The organism is Hymenobacter negativus (assembly GCF_017571495.1).
GTDB lineage: Bacteria > Bacteroidota > Bacteroidia > Cytophagales > Hymenobacteraceae > Hymenobacter > Hymenobacter negativus.
The window spans coordinates 367330-385741 of record NZ_JAGETZ010000002.1; the positions used below are offsets into that span (position 1 = coordinate 367330).

Sequence of the window (18412 nt, forward strand, 5' to 3'; positions counted from 1 at the left end):
AGCATAAAAAAAACTGGCATGGCTGTAGGCTAGCACAGCAAGCACGTTTCCCATTGACGATTGGGAAACGTGCTGCCACGGGAACGGACCACTTAATTAGTAGCCCCGGTATCGGTGCGGGACTCAATTGTTTGCTGCACGGTGGCAGGTACGGCGGAAAGCAAGTCGAGGCCGGTAGCGGCTTCAATGGCGTCGACGTTGGTTCGATACGTACCCCAGCTTGTGCTCAGTGCGTTGTCATTAGGCAGGTCAATAGCAATAACCCGCGTCGCGCTGCCAACTCGGCTGGCGTCGTTATCACCGGTGGGTAGCACTACTACCACCTTCCAGCAACGGGCGGGTACCGTGACGTGGCCGTTGTCGAGGGTGGTGAGGTAGCCGTTTGAACCTGTGCCGCCCCGGCCGTAACTCCCGCAGATGATGTACAACTCATTACCGGCGGCCCGGAGCGTGCGGCAATATTCTTCCAGGTTGGCCCAGGTCTGCTGGTTGTTGCGTGGTGCCTGGGGCATCATGTTGGTCATGAGGAAGGTAGCCGAGTTGTCGGCTACGGTACTCGTACGGTCGGCACTGGGGCAGTTATGGCCGCGGTCAAAGCCCGAGTTGGTGTAGCTGCTGGCGCTTACGTGGTACCAGCTGGCTGGTAGGTCAGCATCGGGCCGGAAGTCGTCCTGGCGCGCAGCAGTTCCCAGCCAGGTGCTGCTCAGATGCCAGCTCACCCAGTTCGGCTTGCCCTGGTCGCGGTGATAGGAAAGGGCATATTGGGGCTTCGAGAGCAGGTAATTGGTGGGCTGCGCTTCGTCGGTGGTGGCCCCGCTGGGGTTTCCCAGCGTGAGGTGTTCCGGCAGCGGCGGCTGAACGGGGCCCGTCGGGCCGGGTACTGTTTCTTTCTGACAGGAAGCCAACAGCAAAATAGCTGCTAGTAGCGGAGCAATGGAGCGCATATAAAGGCAAGCGTTGGGATAATGAAGGTACGCGAACAATAAAAAATGTGATAGAAGAAAGCCACCGTTTTACTGAGTTGATAGCGTCAGGCTACCATCTTTCTTACCCGCCGGCTGAGCACTAGGCAGGAAGTTGATGGGGTATGATACGGGTGATTTGCCCGTCTGACACACAGATTATTATGGTGAAGCTGGTTTGATGGCCAAGTCGACTTTTCTCACTGAATAGACCGCTGGACAGTGGGGTTTAGCCGCAGGCAGCGGGTAGCCGGCCAGACAAGCAGGCTACAGAAAAATTTACCGACGAGGCAATCCGCTTGCGGAAGTGGTGGCGTAGGTGGGTCATCATCTCAAACACCAAATCATTTAGCTATACCGATGAAAAAGTCTTTGTTTTCGCTCGCCTTCGTTGCCCTTTTCAGTGTTGCCGCTACCACTACTGTTTCGGCCCAGGCCACTAAGACGGTGATGGTCGGTGGTGCCCCCATGTACCCCACGAAAAACATCGTGGAAAATGCTGTTAACTCGAAAGACCACACCACTCTGGTGGCCGCTGTGAAAGCCGCCGGACTGGTAGAAACCCTGCAAAGCGCGGGTCCTTTCACCGTATTTGCTCCTACCAACGAAGCCTTCAACAAGCTGCCTGCTGGCACGGTAGAAACCCTGGTGAAGCCCGAGAACAAGGCAACGCTCACCAAAATCCTGACCTACCACGTAGTAGCAGGCCGCATGACCTCAGCTGACCTCATGAAAGCCATCAAGGCTGGCGGTGGCAAGGCCACCCTTAAAACCGTGAGCGGCGGCACCCTAACGGCCATGATGAAAGGCAAAGCCCTGGAGCTGAAGGACGAAAAAGGCGGTGTTTCGACCGTAACCATCGCCGACGTTATCCAGAGCAATGGTGTTATTCACGTTGTCAACACGGTGCTGATGCCCCAATAAGGCTTTCTGAGCTACTGATTACAACTTCGGCAACCGTCGTTGGCCCTGTGCCAGCGGCGGTTGCTTGCTTTTCGGGCGGTCCGATGCCGGAGGTGCTGTGCGTGGCTTCGCGGGTGGTTCGGCGCCGCAGCTTCGTTGCGCGGTGCGGGCGTACTCGTAGCCCAGCCGAACGGCACGGCTATAAAACTCGCAGGCGGCAGCCGAGTCGCCGGTGCGCGTCGCCAGCCGGCCAAGGAGGAAATGCGTGCGCCCATCGGTGGGATTGGCCCGGATGACGCGGAAATAGTCGTCGCGGGCCTCGGCGTACCGGTTAAGCGAAGTATAGGCCACACCGCGGAGCTGCATGTAATGCCAAGGCGTGGGGCTACCCGCCCGCTTGCGCTGCTCCAGCCCGGTGCTAAAGTCATTGACTGCCCGGTCCGTTTGGCCCAGGTCAAGCAAGCGGGTTTCGCCCCGGGCCAGATAGGCTGAACTGCGCATGCTGTCGAGCACAAGGGCGCGCGTAAAATGAAGCTCAGCCGCGCTAGGATTCCCTAGCATAGCTTCGCAACGACCCAAAAAATAAAAAAGGCTGGCCTGGCTGTGGGGCGACTGTGGATGTAGCAGCGCCGCCTGGAAGCTGGCCCGGGCACTGCGCGGGTCGTGGTTAATGAGCAAATCAAGCTCACCAAGGCGGGCGAGGGTTGGTGCGTGGTCGGGCCGGAAATGCAGCGACTCATCCAGGAAAGTATAAGCCGTAGCCCACTGGCCGTGAGTGTAGGCTCGCAGGCCGTCGCGGTAGTTGCTATTGGCCGTTATGCGGTCCATGGTCACTTTTACGGCCAACGAAAACAGCACGATGCCCAGCAAGAGCGCGCCGGTCAGCAGCCAGTCGCGGGCGTTGAAACGGGCGCGCTGCTTGGGTATTCGTTGGTAGTGCCGCTCGCGGGCGCCGGCCGGGGGGCGGGTGCGCAATGGGGCGGGGGGCGGCATAGGCACACCGTACACATGCTGGGTAGCCGGGCGGTGCTGCTGGCGGCGCTGTGCTTCCTGAGCGCGCCGGGCGGCCTGGGCCAGCTGGAAATCATAGGTTGCGCGTTTGCCTGGGTCGCTGAGGACGCCATAAGCTACCGCTACGGATTTGAACTGGTCTTCGTAGCGAACATCCCCGCCGTGCTTATCTGGGTGGTAGCGTACCACCAATTGCCGGTAGGCACGCTTGATTTCGGCGGCCGGGGCATCGGGGGCTACTCCAAGTACTTGGTAATGATTCTGACTCACGCTGGGTGGGAAACACAAAGGGCGCTGCAAAATTCAGCCGCGGGCCGGGATTTTCCGTAGAACCAGCGCAGTCTGCTACTAAGTTTCCGCGAAAGCAGCGTTTCTGTTGAGCTTTTTTTCTTTTCGCCACCCTTTTTCGCGCCGTATGTTCACCGACGACGATACTTCCAAAACCCCGCGCAACGACAGCCTGATTGGCAACCTGACCGGTTACCTCGACACTCGCATCGATATAGTCAAGCTTGAAATCCAGCAGAAAGTTTCCACGATATTGGTGGGCACCATTCACGGTGCCGCCTTAGCTATGCTGGGCCTACTATTTGTTATTTTCGTGAGCATCTTTGCCGGACTGGCCCTCAATTCAGCCCTCAACAGCACATACTGGGGCTTTGGCGTAGTGGCAGGATTCTACCTTGTGCTGCTGGTACTGGTACTGGTGGGGGTAGACAAAGCCGCCTTTCAAGGCATTGCCAACAAGGTGCTCAAGGACACCATTTATAAATCTGACAAACGCCAAGCCTAGCCTGCCATGAGTGAGTTGCAAAATCCGTTGTTCGAGGAAGAAAAAGAGTTTCTGGAGCGCAAGAAGCTGGAATACGAGCGGGCGTTGCGCGGCGACGTAGACCACATCAAAGACCAATCGGTGATGGTGGGCAAAGTGGCACTGGTTGGTGCTGGCCTTGCTGGCAGCTTGTGGCTCATCAGCAAGCTGATTGGGGGAAAGAAGCGCAAGAGCCGCAAACGTGCTGAACGAGACGACTACAGCGACAATTACGCTGCCGATAACCACTACGAAGAGGCCGACCATGACTATGAGTTTGGTTCTAACTACTACTCCAGCGCGAAATTCGGGGCCCACAGCCACGACGACGGCTTAGCCCACAAATCAGCCGCTGATTCGGCGCAGGCCTTTACCAGCCACCACGAAAACGCGCACGAAGCCGACGACCTGGGCTTTGGTTCCAAAGCAGCGGGTGCGAATGCTACGGAATTTGCGGCTGGCGCTGATGCGTCAAGCTTCGATACCGAAGAGTTTGAGGATGACCCTTTCCAGGACCTGCCCTACGACGACAGCCGCCGTTTGCCCGATACGCACACATTTGATGACGAAGTATCCGCGCCAAAAAACAGCGCTGCCAACTCCCGCTCGCAAATGGTGGGCTCGGTACTGAAGGCCTTTTTGCAGACCGATACGGGCAAGGTTCTGGTGGCGCAAGCTGCTGCCGTGGCCATGGCTTTGGTGACGAAAAAAATAGGAGAGTTTTTCCCGGCCGACAAAAATGCCGACCTTGCGACTTCCCCCGGCTACGCACCTGCTGAAGCCGGTACTGTTTCCGTCGCCTCGCCTGCCCCTTCTGTCTCCTCGGATGCGTCCAACCCCTCCCAGTCTGTATGATGCGCTGTGCACCCGTCAGCAGCACGGCCGTAAGGCACTGGCGGTCTTGCTCGACCCCGATAACCTGAATGAAACCAGTCTATTGCACTTGCTCCGCTTGAGCGAGGCGCACCCGGTAGACTACTTTTTTGTGGGGGGCAGCCTGGTGCTTACCGAGCATCAGGCTGCCCTTATTGCATTGGTAAAAGCCCATTCCACGGTGCCGGTGCTGCTGTTCCCCAGCCACAGCCTGCACCTCGACGGCCCTGCCGACGGCGTGCTGTTGCTCTCGCTCATTTCCGGCCGCAACCCTGATTTTCTTATTGGCCAGCATGTGGTAGCTGCACCGCGCCTCAAGGCAAGCGGCCTGCAACTCCTGCCCACCGGTTACATGCTGGTCGATTCGGGCCGGCCCACCACAGCTTCCTACATGAGTGGAACGCTGCCACTGCCGCACGACAAGCCCGGTATTGCGGCTTGCACTGCACTGGCTGGCGAGCAGCTAGGCCTAAAACTGATGTACCTTGATGGGGGCAGTGGTGCCAAAAACCCTGTTTCCGGTGCCATGATTAAAGCCGTGCGTGAAGCTGTAAGCACGCCCATTATTGTGGGCGGCGGGTTGAACTCGGGCGAGAAGGTGTACGCCGCACTAGCTGCCGGAGCCGATGTCGTAGTAGTCGGCAATCACATTGAGGCCCGACCGGAATTTCTGGCGGAAGTTGTGGGCGTAGTGGCCTCGTTCAACCAGGTTACAGCTGCACAACGGGTGTTTTAACTGTATTATTCTGAGTAACTACTGGAAAAGAGCCGCCTAGGGCCGATAAGCATCCAAGAGGCTCTGTAAGTCGCGGATGCGGCTTTCGACCTGCGTGAGAAAGGCGCCGGGAATGGGCACCTGCGTACCATGGCGTGCAAATAGGTACCGGACCAGCGCATTGAATGCCTGTACTTCTTCCTGTAGCTCGGCACTGAGCCGTTTCCACTGGACGTCGCCGGTTTCTGGCTGCATGCGGCAGAGGTGGCGTACCGCAATGGTGCGGCTGACCAGGGCAGCAAGCAGGTCGAGGATATGCTGCTCATCCGATGTGAAGGTGCGGGGAGCTCGGTCAATAATGCAGAGTGTGCCGAGCGGACGCTGGTCGGGCAGGCGCAGCAGGGCACCAGCATAGAAGCGCAGCTGATTATTCTCAGCAGCGTGCAGCGCTTCGGAGGGGATATCCGAATATTGTTCGAGGGCCAGGTCGTGGTAAACCACGGCCCGTGCCAGGCTAATGGCTGTAGAGCACAGGGCTTCGACGCGGGGCTGCTGGTCGTTGCCAGGCATGCCCAGGTTGGCAGGGTAGTACACCTCATCTTCCTCAACCACCGAGATGAGCGAGATGGGCAGACTGAAAATGCGGGCCGTTAAAGCCACAAACTCCTCAAACACGGGCTCGGTGAGGGCTGGCAGTATATCATAGGCACGCACGCTGCGAAGCCGGTCGCTTTCGTCGGTGGGCAGGTTAGAGAGTGGGGTAGTAGCCAAGGTCGTAAATCATAGATAGCAAGAGGGGCACAGGTGGGGGCTGTCACAGCCACTGCACCGCCGCCAAGTTACTGCCATCCGGGGCCAGTACATCAACTCATTTCAATAATGATGGTCGAAGGATAGAAAATATAGTTTGTTGTCTCATGCGCTGCCTCTGGTAAGGGACTGTTTGCATCAGCCGAACAAGTATTCCGAAGCGGTGTTTCGGCTGAACGAAACCAGGAAACCTTCCCCGACAAGGTCCTATAAAAGCCAAAGCCTCGCTTCGGGAGGCCATGGTTTACCCGCTCCCTGGATAAAGGGTCAATCTGGTTAAGGGTAAGCAGGCGTAGACTCGCTGTAGCTTCGCGCACCATCCGCGCTCCCGTTCCGTGCACGCTCCCGCCATCACCACCTACGCTTTTCGCCCTGACCTGCCGCAGGAATTGGAGCTGACTACCATCGGGCAGGCCATGCGCACCTTCCGTCCGCTGCTGATTGAGCCTTCGCGGGCAGCGTTCTATCACATTATCTGGGTGCAGCGGGGGCACGCTACCCACACTGTAGATTTCCAATCCGTGGCTCTCGGGCCAGGTAGTATGCTCTTTGTCAGCCCGCAGCGGGTGCATACCTTCGATGCTACGGCCAATTACGAAGGCCAGGTTTTGCTTTTTACCGATGCCTTCTTCACCCGCAGCGAGGCCGACCGGCAATTTTTGCGCACTACCATCCTGTACCACGACCTGCTCGACATTCCGTTGGTGCAGGCTGAAGGAGTAGCTTCTACGTTTGGCGTCTTGTTTGGGCAGCTGGAAGCCGAACTGGCGCAGCCGGGCGACCCATATCAGCAAGTGGTGCTGCAAAATTTGCTTCACAACCTGTTGCTGCTGGCTGAGCGCGCCCGCCTCCAGCAAGGGTTTCGGCCACTGGCCAAAGGGCCCGACCTGGACTACACCGAGCTGTACCGTGACTTGCTGGAGGCGCAGTTCCGGCAGCTACGCCTGGTCAGGACTTATGCTGCCCAACTAAACGTGACGGAAAAGCGCCTGGCGCAGGCCACCGCTAAGACGCTGGGCAAGTCGCCCAAGGAGCTGATTGACGACCGGGTGACTCTGGAAGCCAAGCGCCTGCTGGTGCACACGCGGGCTTCTATCAAGGAAATAGGCTTTGAGCTGGGTTTTGATGAGCCTACGAACTTTATCAAATACTTTCGACGGCAGGCTGGGCTCACTCCCATCGAGTTTCGGGAAATGAACCCCGCCTAAGCGCGGTGTAGCCCTTTGTGGCCTTGGGGAAGCGGCTGGGAATTACCCTAAAAGAGCGGGAAACTACCTTTTCGCAGGGAGCGGGGTGGGGGAGCTTTGCCCTGTCAATTAACCCCAGAGGACATGAAACGCATTGCATTGCTTGCCTTGGCCGCAGCCGTCACGGCCACAACTGCCCAGGCCCAAGCCAACGGTAAAGCCAAGTCAAAAACACCCCAAACGACGAAACCCAATTCCAACAAAATGAATAACACCGAGAAAGTCGTGGCCCTGCTCAAGAGCATTGAAACCGGCGACGCGGCTCCCGTGGCCTACATCAACCCCACCCACTATACCCAGCACAACCTCGGTGCTGCCGACGGGCTGACCGGCTTCGGCGCGCTGCTCCAAGCCCTGCCCAAAGGCTCGGCCAAGGTGAACACCGTGCGTGCCTTTCAGGACGGTGACTACGTGGTGGCCCACACCGACTATAACTTCTTTGGTCCCAAAATCGGCTTTGACATCTTTCGCTTTGAGGACGGCCAGATTGTGGAGCACTGGGACAACCTGCAGCAGACGCCCACCCAGCCCAATCCCAGTGGCCACTCCATGATTGACGGCCCCGCCGAAATCAAGGACCTGGATAAAACGAATGAAAACAAGAACCTAGTGCACCAGTTCGTCGATGACATCCTCGTCAACGGCCGCATGGAGAAGCTGCAGGGCTACTACAAAGGCGACCACTACATCCAGCACAATCCCCAGATTGGCGACGGCCTCTCGAGCCTGGGTGCAGCGCTGGATGCCATGGCCAAACGGGGCATCACCATGAAGTACGATAAGATTCACCTGGTGCTGGGCTGCGGCAACTTCGTGCTGACGGCCAGCGAAGGCACATTTGGTGGCAAACCCACCGTATTCTACGACCTGTTTCGCGTGGAGAATGGCAAGATTGCCGAGCACTGGGATACCATCGAAGCCGTACCCGCCAAATCAGAGTGGAAAAATCAGAACGGTAAGTTCTAAGCTATATCCTTATAAGCCAGGCAACAGTGCTGGTTGATTCCTGGCTAACGCTGTTTGTGTTCTGTTGCTTCACTTCTCATCCCGTATTCACGTATGAGTCCGACCATTCTTATTACCGGGGCTGCCGGCCACGTTGGCCGGCAAGTAGCAGCCTTGCTAGCCCAACAGGGGCATTCTCTGCGCCTGATGGGCCGCCAGCCCGAGCGCATTGCCCCGCTGGCCACCGCTACGGCCGTGCATGGCGACTATGCCAACCCCGCTTCGCTGGACGCTGCCTTTGCCGGCGTGCAAACGGCCTTTGTTGTTTCGGGCTACGCCGAGCCTGGCGAGCGGGCCAAGCTCCACCGCAACGCTTTTGAGGCCGCCGCCCGCGCCGGGGTGGGGCACGTGGTGTACCTCTCGTTTCAGGGGGCTTCGCCGGATTCCCGCTTTCCCATGTCTCGGGACCACTACCAGAGCGAGCAGTACCTACAAGCCACGGGAGTGCCTTACACCGCCGTGCGCGACAACCTGTACCTTGACCTGCTGCCCGAGATGTTCGATGCGCAAGGCATCGTGCGCGGCCCGGCCGCCGAAGGGACTACGGCATTCGTTGCCCGCGACGATGCGGCCCGGGTAGCGGCAACCCTGCTGGCCTCGCCGCCATCGGGCAGTGGCCGGCTCGATGTCACCGGTCCGGAGGCTCTGACGCTGGCTGAGGCGGCGCAACGATTAGCTGTACTTACTGGGTGCCCGTTGCGCTACGAGGCCGAAACCAGTGCTGCCGGCCGTGCATGGCGCAGCCAGTTGGGCGCGCCAGCCTGGGAGGTCGATACGTGGGTAGGTTCCTACGAGGCTATTGCGGCCGGGGAGTTGAGTACAGTCAGCAACATCGTACTAGCCGTGACGCAGCAGTTTCCCCAGACGCTGGAAACGTATTTCGCCGCCAAGCCTCACTTGCTCGACGTATTGCGGCGCTCCAAGGCGGGCTAATATTATAGCTGTGGCTCTTTGCCTAACCCGTCAAATAGCGCCAAACCGCAACGGCTCTCCACAATCGAATCCCTCCCGATGCCCGTACCTTACAAAACCGCTGGTACAGTGTTATTAGCCTACGAGCAGGGTACTCATCGTCGCAATGGCAGCATTAATTAGCGCTGCCTGCACTTGCCCCAATAAATTGCCGTGCCAGCATAATAAGGTTACTTCCTTAACCGAGCTACCTTATTATGCTGGCAAAGTATTTCGCAAGGGCTGAGGCTACTGCTGTCAGGTAGATTGAGGACCCAATGATTTGCATGGGGAGAGGTGCATACCCCAAATGCATAAAACCGCAAAAGCCCTTCATACGTGAAGGGCTTTTGCGGTTTTATCTGAGCCGATTATTGGACTCGAACCAACGACCTGCTCATTACGAATGAGCTGCTCTACCAACTGAGCTAAATCGGCTTGTGCCCGGCCAACGTTTTTGGAAGGGGTTGCAAAGATAAGCATTGGGCCGGAAGCAGCGCAACCACTTGGTGGGAAAATTTAGTAACTCCACTCGCGAAGGTTCGTTTGACTGAAAACTAACCTTCCTTTCCAATGAAACTCCTTCCCTCTCTCTCCGCTGGCCTGGCCGGTGCCCTGGTTCTTACGGCCATCCACGAAACTGCCCGCCGCCTGCGGCCCGAAGACGCACCGCGCATGGACGTGCTAGGTATGCGTGGCCTGCGCAAGCTGCTTCACAAAGCCAGTGCCCCGCAGCCCGACGAAGATACACTTTTCGGCATGACCATGGCCGGCGATGTCGTTAGCAACAGCCTCTACTACAGCCTGGTGGGCAGCGGCCGACATGCCGTGCGCCGGGGCTTGCTGCTGGGGCTGGCGGCCGGCGTTGGGGGCGTGGTGTTACCCGGCCCGCTGGGGCTGGGCGAAGCACCCAGCAACCGCACACCCCAAACCAAGTTGATGACGGTGGCCTGGTACACAGCCGGCGGATTGATAGCTGGTGCCGTGGCACGCGCCCTGCGGAAACGATAGTTGCAGGTGCATCGTTTGGCCTAAAGCAAAAGCGCCGTTCGGCCGTCAGCAAGCGTTGACCGTACTTTGCGGCGGCGTTTCCATTTCCGGTTCTATGAAATTCTGGCTCATTTCCATCCTGCTTTTTTTCGCGGCTCGCTACCTGTTGCCCATTATAGTGCGACTGGCGCTGAGCAGCTTCGTGCGCAAGCAGATGCGCAATGGCGGCTTTGCGGTACCCCCGCAGGGGCAAGCCAATAATGGCTCGGCCACCTCCCGGCCCGGCGAGGTACGAGTCGATTTCGTACCACCTAAGGCAGCCCAGCCCAGCAAGCAGCACGGGTTTACGGGAGGGGAGTACGTTGATTTTGAAGAGGTAAAGTAGTTGGAGTAGGCGAAACAAAGGACGGTCCTGCCAGGCGCAGCCAAGGCATATCTACCAAGCAAGTAATCTGATTTACTCTTGTGGTAGAGGTGCTTCGGCTGCGCTCGGCAGGACCGTTCTTCTCTTCGGCAGGTAGCAGCTTCATCCCGTTCTACTGTACCTTCGGGCACGTTTTCATTTTCCCCAAATTGCCCTGATGGCTGCTGTTGCTTCTGCTCCTACTGTTTCGTCCGCGCCGTGGTGGCAGCGGGCCGTGCCGCATGTGCTGGCGGTGTTGTTTTTCGTGCTACTGGCCTGCGTGTATTTCTCGCCCATCATGTTCGATGGCAAGACGCTGGCTCAGCACGACATCACCCAGTTCCAGGGTGGTGCGCACGAGGCCCAGGAGTACGCCAAGGTGATGGGCAAAGAAGCACTGTGGACCAACTCTATGTTTTCGGGTATGCCCACTTACCTCATCAGCCTGCACTTTCCGGGCGACTGGTCGGTGTACCTGCAGAAGGCCATTGCGCTGGGCCTGCCGGCGGTAGTAGCCAACCTGTTTCTGGCGCTACTCTGCGGCTACATATTGCTGGTAGCGTTGGGCATTCGGCCGTTGATTGCCGTGGCGGGTGCCGTGGCCTTGGGCTTTTCGAGTTACAACCTAGCCATTCTGGCTGCTGGCCACAACACCAAGAGCCTAGCCCTGGCTTACGCACCACTGGTGCTCGGCGGCTTGCTCGTGACCTACCGACGCGATAAGTGGCTGGGTGCGGCCTTGTTCGCCGTGGGCCTCACGCTAAACATTCACGTCAATCACCTCCAGATTACTTATTACCTGCTGCTGTTAGTTGCCATTTTTGGCATTATCGAGTTGGTTTCATCAGCCCGTAATGGCCGGCTGCCCGATTTCCTGAAGCGCACGGCGCTGCTGGGACTGGGCGCGGCGCTGGCAGTGGGTGTAAGCTTCGGCCGCCTCTACACCACGGCCGAATACAGCAAGTACAGCAACCGCGGGCCAAGCGAGCTGAAATCGGCGGCGCCGACTGCACCTGGTCAAGCCCCAGCTCCTAAGGCCGAAGAGGAGGGCTCGGGCGTGGACCGCGACTACGCATTCCAGTACAGCTACGGCGTGGGCGAAACCATTACCCTGCTGATTCCCAACTTCTACGGTGGGGCTAGCTCGATGCCACTCGGTACCGATTCGAACTTGGCCAAAGCCGGCTTGCCGCAGGAATACCTGGGCTCGATGCCGACTTATTGGGGGCAGCAGAGCTACACGGCCGGGCCAGTTTATATGGGGGCAGTGGTGTGCTTTCTCTTTATTCTGGGCCTGTTTGTGGTGGAGAAGCGCACGCGCTACTGGCTGCTGGCGGGCACTGTTCTATCTGTCCTGCTGGCCTGGGGTAAGAACTTTGAAACGTTTAACTACCTGATTTTCGACCTGCTGCCAGGCTACAACAAGTTCCGGGCCGTGAGCATGGCGCTGGTTATCGCGCAGCTGGCTATGCCCATCTTGGGCGCGCTGGCGCTGAGCCGTATTCTACGTCCCCGCCCCGCCGCGGCTCCCACGCTGCCGGGCACCAAAGCGCCGCTCTCGGCCGAGGCGGCAGCCTTGCTGCCCAAGGTGCTCTATGCTGGGGCCATTGCAGCCGGGCTGTGCGTACTGGCTTATCTGGCCAGCTTCAGCTTCGATTTTGCCGCGCCGGTTGATGGCGAGCTGACCAAGCAGGGCTTCACGCCACAGCTACTGGGCGCCCTGCGCGCCGACCGTGCCGACCTGCTTCGCAATGATGTGTGGCGCGGGTTGCTATTTATCGGGGCGGCGCTGGGCGTGCTGTATTTCCACCTCAAAGGGCAGCTGAAACTGGTGCCAGCGGCGGGCATCATGGTGGTGCTAGTGCTGGTGGACCTGTGGGGCGTGGACAAGCGCTACCTCGGCGACAATAAATTCCAGCGCGAAACAATTGCGGAAGAATTCCAGCCTACTCCGGCCGACCAAATGATTTTGCAGGATAAGGACCTGAGCTACCGCGTGCTCAACCTGCAAAACCCCTTCAACGAAGCCCAGACCTCGTACTTCCACAAGAGCATTGGTGGCTACCACGGCGCTAAGCTGCGGCGCTATCAGGACCTTATCGAACGCCAGATTTCGACCAATAACCAGCAGGTGCTCAACATGCTAAACATGCGCTACCTCATCACCGGCGATGCCAAGCAGCCGGTGCAGCGCAACCCCGGCGCGCTGGGTAATGCCTGGTTTGTGAGCGAGGTGAAAACGGTGCAGAGCCCCGACGAGGAAATGACGGCCCTCAACACCTTAAGCCCGGCCACCGTGGCCGTAGTGGACGCCAGCAAATTTCCACAGCAAAAAGCCGCAACCTACAACATTGCTGGTTCCACCATCGCCCTCACCAACTATAGCCCCGACGAGCTGAAATACCGGTGCAATGCTACTCAGGCAGGCTTGGTGGTGTTCTCCGAAATCTATTACGCTGATGGTTGGCAGGCCTACATCGACGGCAAGCCGGCGCCCCATATCCGGGTCGACTACGTGTTGCGCGCCCTGCAAGTGCCGGCTGGTGCGCATACCATCAACTTTAAGTTTGAGCCGAAATCCTACGCGGTGGGCAATGGCGTGTCGCTAGCAGCTAGCATCGTACTCCTACTGGTACTGCTGGGCGCTATTGGATACGCCGTGCGCCGCAAGCCCAGCACCGATGAGCTGCCGGAAGGGGCAGCGCTGGCCTAAAAGAGCGCAGAGTAAACGATTACCCCGGAGTACAGCTTCGGGGTAATCATTTTAATAGCCGCCTCTTTTCATGCCTTTCAGCCATCCTTTTTTGCAGGAAGTAGCCGAGCCAATAACTGCGGCCCGAGGGGTACGCTTGCTCCTCTGGCGCGACGACCTAGCCAGTCCCGACCTGCCCGGCAATAAGGCCCGCAAGCTCAAATACAACCTGCAGCTGGCCCGCGAGCAGGGCCACCATACACTGCTCACCTTCGGCGGGGCCTATTCCAACCACATTGCTGCTATAGCTGCAGCGGGCCGCCTGTTGAGCTTCAAAACCATCGGTCTAATTCGGGGTGATGTGCCCACCGCCGATGCGCCACTCAACCCCACGCTGACCCAAGCTACAGCCCATGGCATGGTCTTGCACTACCTCGACCGGACTGCCTACCGCCGCCGCAACGACCCGGATTTCATCGCCGAAGCCCTGACCCGGTTTGGCCCGGCCTACGTGCTGCCGGAAGGCGGGACCAACGCGCTGGCCCTGCCCGGCTGTGCCGAGTTGGTGGCCGAAATCAGGGCAAAGGTGGCATTTGATGCGCTGGCCGTAGCGGTGGGTACAGGGGGCACATTGGCCGGCTTGCTGCTGGGCTTGGCAGAGCAGGAGCAGGCTGTGGGCGTGGCGGCACTGAAGAACGGTGATTTTTTGCGACAGGAAGTTGATGTGCTGACGAAGCAAGCCGTTGGCCAGACCTTTAACAACTACTCCCTGCAAACCGAATATCACTTCGGTGGCTACGCCAAACACTCAGCAGATTTGATGGCGTTTATCCGGCAGTTCCAAGCGGAACAGGGCGTATTGCTCGACCCTATCTACACCAGTAAGCTGCTTTTTGGGGTGCTGGATTTGATTGCCAAAGGATATTTTCGGCGTGGTAGTACCGTGGTGGCTATTCATACCGGCGGCTTACAGGCATGGGCAGGCTGGGAAGCTAGGTTTGGGCCGTTGGGTTAACCAGGACTTGGCGACGGCCCGCCAGCTCCAGCGCAGCGAGCACGAAAACCACCGGCAGCACCGGTGCCAGAAACCGCACATCCCAATCATCCACCGTGAGCATGATGATGGCTGTTTGCAGCAGAAAGAGACCTGCCAGAAACAACCGTGCTGGCCGCCATATACTGCGCTGGCGTGCTCCCAGCACTGCCAGCCAGTAGGCCGGCCACAGCACCAGCACGCCCAGCACCCGGTGCGCCAGCGAGTAGTGCGGCTTGAGGTAGCTAATGAATACGAATAGCTTGCCTAGCATCAACCGGCCCAGGTACAGCGGGTTGTGTACTGCAAAATACAGCACCCGCATCACCGGGCCGGTGCCGGGTGGCGGCATGGCAAGCGGCGCGGTCTGGTGTACAGCCCAGAGCTGATAGCGGAAAATCAACTCGCCGCGCTGGTAGGTATCCATCAGGTAATACGTGGCGAGCTGGTGGTTGAGTGCCACCCACAGCAAGGGCGACAGCAGCACGAGCAGCAGTAGCGCCGCCCGCCACGGCCGGCGGTCGGGGCGGCTACGCAAGGCATCGAGGCCGGCCAGGGAAGCAGCTAGTCCTGCCATAAAGCCGTTGGGCCGGGCCAGCGCGGTCAATATCAACACCACAACCAATAGGACCCAGCTCTGCCAGCCGCCTGTGCGTGCGCGGGTGAACGCGCCGAACGACAGCGCCACCAAACTAATAAACAGGGATTCCGTGAGCAGGAAAACGTTGAATTGCTGGATATCGGGCCAGGCGATGAAAAGCAGCGTAGCCAAAGCCGCCGCCCCCTGCTGCCCCACCGCCAGCCGCCGCGTGCCCCGATAAATGGCGCTGGTAGCGGCAGCCGATACCAGCATCTGCCCCGCTACGATGCCGTTCCAGCCCAGGTCCAGCCGCAGCCAGAGGCTCTGGAAGAGCGGGTAGAGCACGTAGCGCAGGTTGTGGCCGGGGGCGAAATAACCCTGCTCGGCTATGCCGTGGGCATATTCGAGGTAGCGGGCGCTGTCGTTGGCGTAGTGCGGACCGTGGAACTTGCGTAGGTACACCAGCTGTACCAGCACCCACAGGCCCGCCAGCAGCGCCCGGTGGTGCGGCCAGAGTCGTTGGGCCAGCAAACGAAAAAGGGGAGGACGAGGCATTGGCTGCAAAGCTAGGGGATGCATCCTCCGGTGGAACACGACGCCAAGCGGAGCATGCCATTCCCCACGGCTGCAGCCGTCTCAACGCTACGGCCGAGCCTGCGTACTTTACCCATATGAATCTAGCTCGCCTTATCCGCCGCCTTTTGCCACTGTTGTTTCTGGTTGGCTTGGGATGGTTTCTCTGGAAAAAAGTGGGCCCCACGCTCGCCGGCCTCAACCCGCTGAATGCAGAGCCCAAAGTCACCGTTACGCATAACACCGTTCTCACCCAGGTTGAGGCCCTGGGCAAGCTGGAGCTGGTACGCTACAAGTTTAAAGACATCGTGGAATACCGCCGGGCCAGCCGCTACCCGCTGCTGCCCGATGCCAAAGTAGCCCTCGTGGTAGGCGGCGAAGCTATTGGCTGCCTCGACCTCCGCAAAATCCGCCCGCAGGATGTTGTGTTCGAAGGCGACTCCATTGTGCGATTGTCCCTTCCGGCGCCTGAGCTGTGTTCCTTCCAGGTAAACCACGACCAGAGCCGCGTCTTTAGCACTGAAAATGGCTTTTTTCAGGATGCTGACCTTGTAGACCAAGGCTACAAGTACGCCGAGAAGCAGGTGCGCAATGCCGCGCTGCAATCCGGCATTCTGGCCGAAACCCAGCGCAACGCTGAGCAGATATTGGTGCCCATGTTGCGCACCCTCACCGGCCGCCGCGTGATAGTGGGCCAGCAACTGCTGATGCCGAAGGCGGGACCGAAACAGTAGCTTCCTCGTCAGCCATATAACTCCTGCCGAAGCTCACGCCTTGCTACTGGCCCATGCCGGGGCCTGCCCCAATCCCGACCACCCCAAGTTTGCGGACGGCTTTCTGGGTATGCTCCGGCCTTACCATGGATTGCAGGAGCACAACTTCCACGAAATCATGCAGGTATTGCGTGCGGTTGCCCCAAACCTGCAGGAGGCAGTCATCGACCAGGAGCTCATCAGCGCTTTGTGAGGCATTTGTCATTTCGGCCGTGCCTGGGCTTTGAAAACCGGGAGCATGCTCCAACGGAATGACCTGATTACTGCTGCCGATGCTGACCGCCTGAGCGGATGGCTCAACATCATCTCCTATGCCGTGGCTTGCTTAATGGATGACTCCGGCCCGGAAGAAGCTTTTCAGCCCTACGACTTTTACGTGGCCGAAGCTCAGAGTTCGGCTTCAGCACCGAATTAGGGTTATTCATCGTCCTCCGGCACCTTGCCCAGCTCATCGAGCGCGATTTTTATCAGGTCTTGCTCATACCCTTTGCCGGTTAGGTACTGCGAGATTTTCATGCGACGGACGCGCGGGTTCTTCTCCTTTTCCTGGCGGTCTTTCTTCTCGGCAATGTCGACCAGATTCTGGTAGTATTCTTCGCCGTCGATTTCTTTCATGCCCGACTTGATGCAGTACTCGCTGATGCCTTTCTGCTTGAGCTCCTGCATGATGCGACGGCGCCCCCACTTCTTGTGGCGGTAGTGGCCGCGCACGAAGGCCTGGGCAAACCGCTCCTCATCCAACAGCTTTTCGCGGCTCAGGCGGATGATGATTTCGCCAGCTTCGTCCTCGTCTAGGCCATAGGATTTTAGCTTTTGCTCTACCTCTTTTTGGGTGCGCTCCTGATAGGCGCAGAAGGCGGCGATTTTCTGTAGGGCTTCGCCAGGCGTGTATTGCTTGGGCGCTTTGTCGGGGTTTTTAAACACGGAGCGAGGGAAATGAAGCGGATGCGTGTGCGGTACGAGGGCGTTGCCAGGGGCATTAGGTACTACGCAAGTTCGTGCGTCATCATTCCGTTTGAGCGCGTTTCAATTCAAAAAATGCCTAAGTAGCTGCTGGCTAATGCAGTGGTTTAGGTAGTGCTCAGATGCAGCTATTGCGCCTTAAGCTGGGCTATAACTATTTGTGGGATAATGTTTTGCGCATTGATTTGGCTACGGGTTTTTACTGAAACAGGTCCGTCTTTTTACTCATTTTGGGCACGAATCAAATGCCTGCCGGAGGGTGGAGGCGTAGATGGGGAAGTTCTTCCATACATCAACTTTTCCAATCTTATGCACAACCAATCCAATTCCCCGGTGGCTCCCACCGCGGCGGCCGGCGGCTTGCTTACTACAGTCGCACGGCGCTCATTTCTTCGGTACACGGGTGCCAGCCTAGCCGTGGGCGGCCTGCTGCTGACCGGCTGCTCCGATGACGACGACGATATCGTTGACCCAACCGCCAATTTTACCGACGTGGGCTCCGACGATTTCGGGATTCTTAACTACGCCTATGCGCTTGAGCAGTTGGAGGCGGCGTTCTACGCGCAGGTGGTAGCCGGAGGCGCAGGGACCTTTTTTGCAGGTGCTACGGCTGCTGAGAAAGCTATTCTAACCGATATCCGCGACCACGAAGCTATCCATGCTGCGTTCTTCAAAGCGGCGCTGGGCGCTAAGGCCCTTCCGGCCCGGGTCCCCGATTTTAGCAGCATCGATTTTAACGTGCGTACAGCCCCCAACGCGGCTAAAATAGGCGTGCTTGATGCCGCCAAAGCATTTGAGGACTTAGGGGTGGCGGCCTACAACGGCGCGGGCCGCTTCGTGCAGGATGCCAACAACCTGGCGTTGGCGGGCAAAATAGTGTCGGTCGAAGCCCGGCATGCTGCCGCCATTAGGGAGCTCTTGAGCCCCAACACCTTCGTGTTCTCCGATGTGGTAGACATCGACCCAAATTCAGGTACGGGCATGGAGCGTTCCAAGCGCCCACCGCAAGTGCTGGAAATCGCCAATAAATACCTGGCGGAAGGCTCTAAGCTGCGTGCCCCAAGCTTCGCTTAAGTAGCTAATTTACTGCAGCCTTTCACTCTCAAATCTTCGTTTG

20 protein-coding genes and 1 tRNA gene are annotated in these 18412 nt (G+C 58.5%); 15 read left to right on the plus strand and 6 right to left on the minus strand.

Features of this window, described 5'->3' with window-relative positions; genetic code table 11:
• Window positions 1-92 precede the first annotated feature (92 nt).
• The gene (locus tag J4E00_RS05790; RefSeq protein ID WP_208174156.1) at window positions 93-944 is read right to left on the minus strand and encodes a DNA/RNA non-specific endonuclease; all 852 of its coding nucleotides are present in this window, start codon (window positions 942-944) and stop codon (window positions 93-95) included.
• A 378-nt stretch (window positions 945-1322) separates the two neighbouring features.
• Here J4E00_RS05790 and J4E00_RS05795 point away from each other — a divergent pair, with 378 nt between their 5' ends.
• Window positions 1323-1886: a fasciclin domain-containing protein gene (locus J4E00_RS05795; RefSeq protein ID WP_208174158.1), complete on the plus strand. Its 564-nt coding sequence runs from the start codon at window positions 1323-1325 to the stop codon at window positions 1884-1886.
• An 18-nt stretch (window positions 1887-1904) separates the two neighbouring features.
• Here J4E00_RS05795 and J4E00_RS05800 read toward each other — a convergent pair whose 3' ends face one another.
• Window positions 1905-3146, minus strand: a complete 1242-nt coding sequence (locus tag J4E00_RS05800; RefSeq protein WP_208174159.1) for a DnaJ domain-containing protein — start codon at window positions 3144-3146, stop codon at window positions 1905-1907.
• Window positions 3147-3291: 145 nt separating this feature from the next.
• Here J4E00_RS05800 and J4E00_RS05805 point away from each other — a divergent pair, with 145 nt between their 5' ends.
• The 3 genes from J4E00_RS05805 to J4E00_RS05815 are packed head-to-tail and all read left to right on the plus strand — an operon-like array spanning window position 3292 to window position 5296.
• A complete protein-coding gene (locus J4E00_RS05805) occupies window positions 3292-3669 on the plus strand; it encodes a phage holin family protein (protein ID WP_208174161.1) in 378 nt (125 codons plus the stop codon).
• Between the two features lie 6 nt (window positions 3670-3675).
• On the plus strand, window positions 3676-4542 hold the full coding sequence (locus J4E00_RS05810; RefSeq protein WP_208174162.1) for a hypothetical protein: 867 nt from the start codon (window positions 3676-3678) through the stop codon (window positions 4540-4542).
• Window positions 4514-5296: a geranylgeranylglyceryl/heptaprenylglyceryl phosphate synthase gene (locus J4E00_RS05815; RefSeq protein ID WP_208174164.1), complete on the plus strand. Its 783-nt coding sequence runs from the start codon at window positions 4514-4516 to the stop codon at window positions 5294-5296. The genes J4E00_RS05810 and J4E00_RS05815 overlap by 29 nt, the downstream gene beginning before the upstream one ends.
• A 36-nt stretch (window positions 5297-5332) precedes the next feature.
• On the opposite strand, the gene J4E00_RS05820 is transcribed toward J4E00_RS05815, so the two are convergent.
• Window positions 5333-6046: a GAF domain-containing protein gene (locus J4E00_RS05820; RefSeq protein ID WP_208174166.1), complete on the minus strand. Its 714-nt coding sequence runs from the start codon at window positions 6044-6046 to the stop codon at window positions 5333-5335.
• Window positions 6047-6420: 374 nt separating this feature from the next.
• On the opposite strand from J4E00_RS05820, the gene J4E00_RS05825 reads away from it, so the two are divergent.
• From J4E00_RS05825 to J4E00_RS05835, 3 genes are all read left to right on the plus strand, one after another.
• A complete protein-coding gene (locus J4E00_RS05825; protein ID WP_208174168.1) occupies window positions 6421-7293 on the plus strand; it encodes an AraC family transcriptional regulator in 873 nt (290 codons plus the stop codon).
• A 123-nt stretch (window positions 7294-7416) separates the two neighbouring features.
• The gene (locus tag J4E00_RS05830; RefSeq protein WP_236049516.1) at window positions 7417-8298 is read left to right on the plus strand and encodes a nuclear transport factor 2 family protein; all 882 of its coding nucleotides are present in this window, start codon (window positions 7417-7419) and stop codon (window positions 8296-8298) included.
• A 93-nt stretch (window positions 8299-8391) separates the two neighbouring features.
• Complete coding sequence (locus J4E00_RS05835; RefSeq protein WP_208174170.1) at window positions 8392-9270, plus strand: NAD(P)H-binding protein; 879 nt, start codon at window positions 8392-8394, stop codon at window positions 9268-9270.
• A 383-nt stretch (window positions 9271-9653) separates the two neighbouring features.
• Here J4E00_RS05835 and J4E00_RS05845 read toward each other — a convergent pair.
• A tRNA-Thr gene (locus J4E00_RS05845) sits at window positions 9654-9726 on the minus strand.
• A 135-nt stretch (window positions 9727-9861) separates the two neighbouring features.
• Here J4E00_RS05845 and J4E00_RS05850 point away from each other — a divergent pair.
• From J4E00_RS05850 to J4E00_RS05865, 4 genes are all read left to right on the plus strand, one after another.
• The gene (locus tag J4E00_RS05850; RefSeq protein ID WP_208174174.1) at window positions 9862-10299 is read left to right on the plus strand and encodes a hypothetical protein; all 438 of its coding nucleotides are present in this window, start codon (window positions 9862-9864) and stop codon (window positions 10297-10299) included.
• A 94-nt stretch (window positions 10300-10393) separates the two neighbouring features.
• Complete coding sequence (locus J4E00_RS05855; protein WP_208174176.1) at window positions 10394-10663, plus strand: DUF4834 family protein; 270 nt, start codon at window positions 10394-10396, stop codon at window positions 10661-10663.
• 196 nt (window positions 10664-10859) lie between these two features.
• A complete protein-coding gene (locus J4E00_RS05860; protein ID WP_208174178.1) occupies window positions 10860-13394 on the plus strand; it encodes a YfhO family protein in 2535 nt (844 codons plus the stop codon).
• A gap of 70 nt (window positions 13395-13464) precedes the next feature.
• Window positions 13465-14388 carry a 1-aminocyclopropane-1-carboxylate deaminase/D-cysteine desulfhydrase gene (locus J4E00_RS05865; RefSeq protein ID WP_208174180.1) on the plus strand — a complete coding sequence of 308 codons (924 nt, stop codon included), beginning with the start codon at window positions 13465-13467 and terminating at the stop codon, window positions 14386-14388.
• On the opposite strand, the gene J4E00_RS05870 is transcribed toward J4E00_RS05865, so the two are convergent.
• On the minus strand, window positions 14366-15541 hold the full coding sequence (locus J4E00_RS05870) for a hypothetical protein (protein WP_208174182.1): 1176 nt from the start codon (window positions 15539-15541) through the stop codon (window positions 14366-14368). The genes J4E00_RS05865 and J4E00_RS05870 overlap by 23 nt on opposite strands.
• 116 nt (window positions 15542-15657) lie before the next feature.
• Here J4E00_RS05870 and J4E00_RS05875 point away from each other — a divergent pair, with 116 nt between their 5' ends.
• From J4E00_RS05875 to J4E00_RS05885, 3 genes are read left to right on the plus strand one after another with little or no spacing between them, the layout of a single operon-like run.
• Window positions 15658-16293 (plus strand): DUF4230 domain-containing protein, encoded by a 636-nt coding sequence (locus tag J4E00_RS05875; RefSeq protein ID WP_208174183.1) that lies wholly within the window; start codon window positions 15658-15660, stop codon window positions 16291-16293.
• Between the two features lie 40 nt (window positions 16294-16333).
• Entirely contained in the window at window positions 16334-16525 is a 192-nt protein-coding gene (locus tag J4E00_RS05880) for a hypothetical protein (RefSeq protein ID WP_208174185.1), read from the plus strand.
• Window positions 16526-16570: 45 nt separating this feature from the next.
• A complete protein-coding gene (locus J4E00_RS05885) occupies window positions 16571-16747 on the plus strand; it encodes a hypothetical protein (protein ID WP_208174187.1) in 177 nt (58 codons plus the stop codon).
• Between the two features lie 2 nt (window positions 16748-16749).
• Here J4E00_RS05885 and J4E00_RS05890 read toward each other — a convergent pair whose 3' ends face one another.
• On the minus strand, window positions 16750-17256 hold the full coding sequence (locus J4E00_RS05890; RefSeq protein ID WP_208174189.1) for a regulatory protein RecX: 507 nt from the start codon (window positions 17254-17256) through the stop codon (window positions 16750-16752).
• Window positions 17257-17604: 348 nt separating this feature from the next.
• Here J4E00_RS05890 and J4E00_RS05895 point away from each other — a divergent pair, with 348 nt between their 5' ends.
• The gene (locus J4E00_RS05895; protein ID WP_208174191.1) at window positions 17605-18369 is read left to right on the plus strand and encodes a ferritin-like domain-containing protein; all 765 of its coding nucleotides are present in this window, start codon (window positions 17605-17607) and stop codon (window positions 18367-18369) included.
• Window positions 18370-18412 lie beyond the last annotated feature (43 nt).

What these genes read in the sequence shown, in the direction of transcription:
- J4E00_RS05870 (WP_208174182.1), bottom strand. Translation starts at nt 15,541, where the DNA reads ATGCCTCGTCCTCCCCTTTTTCGTTTGCTGGCCCAACGACTCTGGCCG.
- J4E00_RS05790 (WP_208174156.1), bottom strand. Translation starts at nt 944, where the DNA reads ATGCGCTCCATTGCTCCGCTACTAGCAGCTATTTTGCTGTTGGCTTCC.
- J4E00_RS05835 (WP_208174170.1), top strand. Translation starts at nt 8,392, where the DNA reads ATGAGTCCGACCATTCTTATTACCGGGGCTGCCGGCCACGTTGGCCGG.
- J4E00_RS05850 (WP_208174174.1), top strand. Translation starts at nt 9,862, where the DNA reads ATGAAACTCCTTCCCTCTCTCTCCGCTGGCCTGGCCGGTGCCCTGGTT.
- J4E00_RS05810 (WP_208174162.1), top strand. Translation starts at nt 3,676, where the DNA reads ATGAGTGAGTTGCAAAATCCGTTGTTCGAGGAAGAAAAAGAGTTTCTG.
- J4E00_RS05795 (WP_208174158.1), top strand. Translation starts at nt 1,323, where the DNA reads ATGAAAAAGTCTTTGTTTTCGCTCGCCTTCGTTGCCCTTTTCAGTGTT.
- J4E00_RS05860 (WP_208174178.1), top strand. Translation starts at nt 10,860, where the DNA reads ATGGCTGCTGTTGCTTCTGCTCCTACTGTTTCGTCCGCGCCGTGGTGG.
- J4E00_RS05805 (WP_208174161.1), top strand. Translation starts at nt 3,292, where the DNA reads ATGTTCACCGACGACGATACTTCCAAAACCCCGCGCAACGACAGCCTG.
- J4E00_RS05875 (WP_208174183.1), top strand. Translation starts at nt 15,658, where the DNA reads ATGAATCTAGCTCGCCTTATCCGCCGCCTTTTGCCACTGTTGTTTCTG.
- J4E00_RS05865 (WP_208174180.1), top strand. Translation starts at nt 13,465, where the DNA reads ATGCCTTTCAGCCATCCTTTTTTGCAGGAAGTAGCCGAGCCAATAACT.
- J4E00_RS05855 (WP_208174176.1), top strand. Translation starts at nt 10,394, where the DNA reads ATGAAATTCTGGCTCATTTCCATCCTGCTTTTTTTCGCGGCTCGCTAC.
- J4E00_RS05895 (WP_208174191.1), top strand. Translation starts at nt 17,605, where the DNA reads ATGCACAACCAATCCAATTCCCCGGTGGCTCCCACCGCGGCGGCCGGC.
- J4E00_RS05885 (WP_208174187.1), top strand. Translation starts at nt 16,571, where the DNA reads ATGCTCCAACGGAATGACCTGATTACTGCTGCCGATGCTGACCGCCTG.
- J4E00_RS05815 (WP_208174164.1), top strand. Translation starts at nt 4,514, where the DNA reads ATGCGTCCAACCCCTCCCAGTCTGTATGATGCGCTGTGCACCCGTCAG.
- J4E00_RS05830 (WP_236049516.1), top strand. Translation starts at nt 7,417, where the DNA reads ATGAAACGCATTGCATTGCTTGCCTTGGCCGCAGCCGTCACGGCCACA.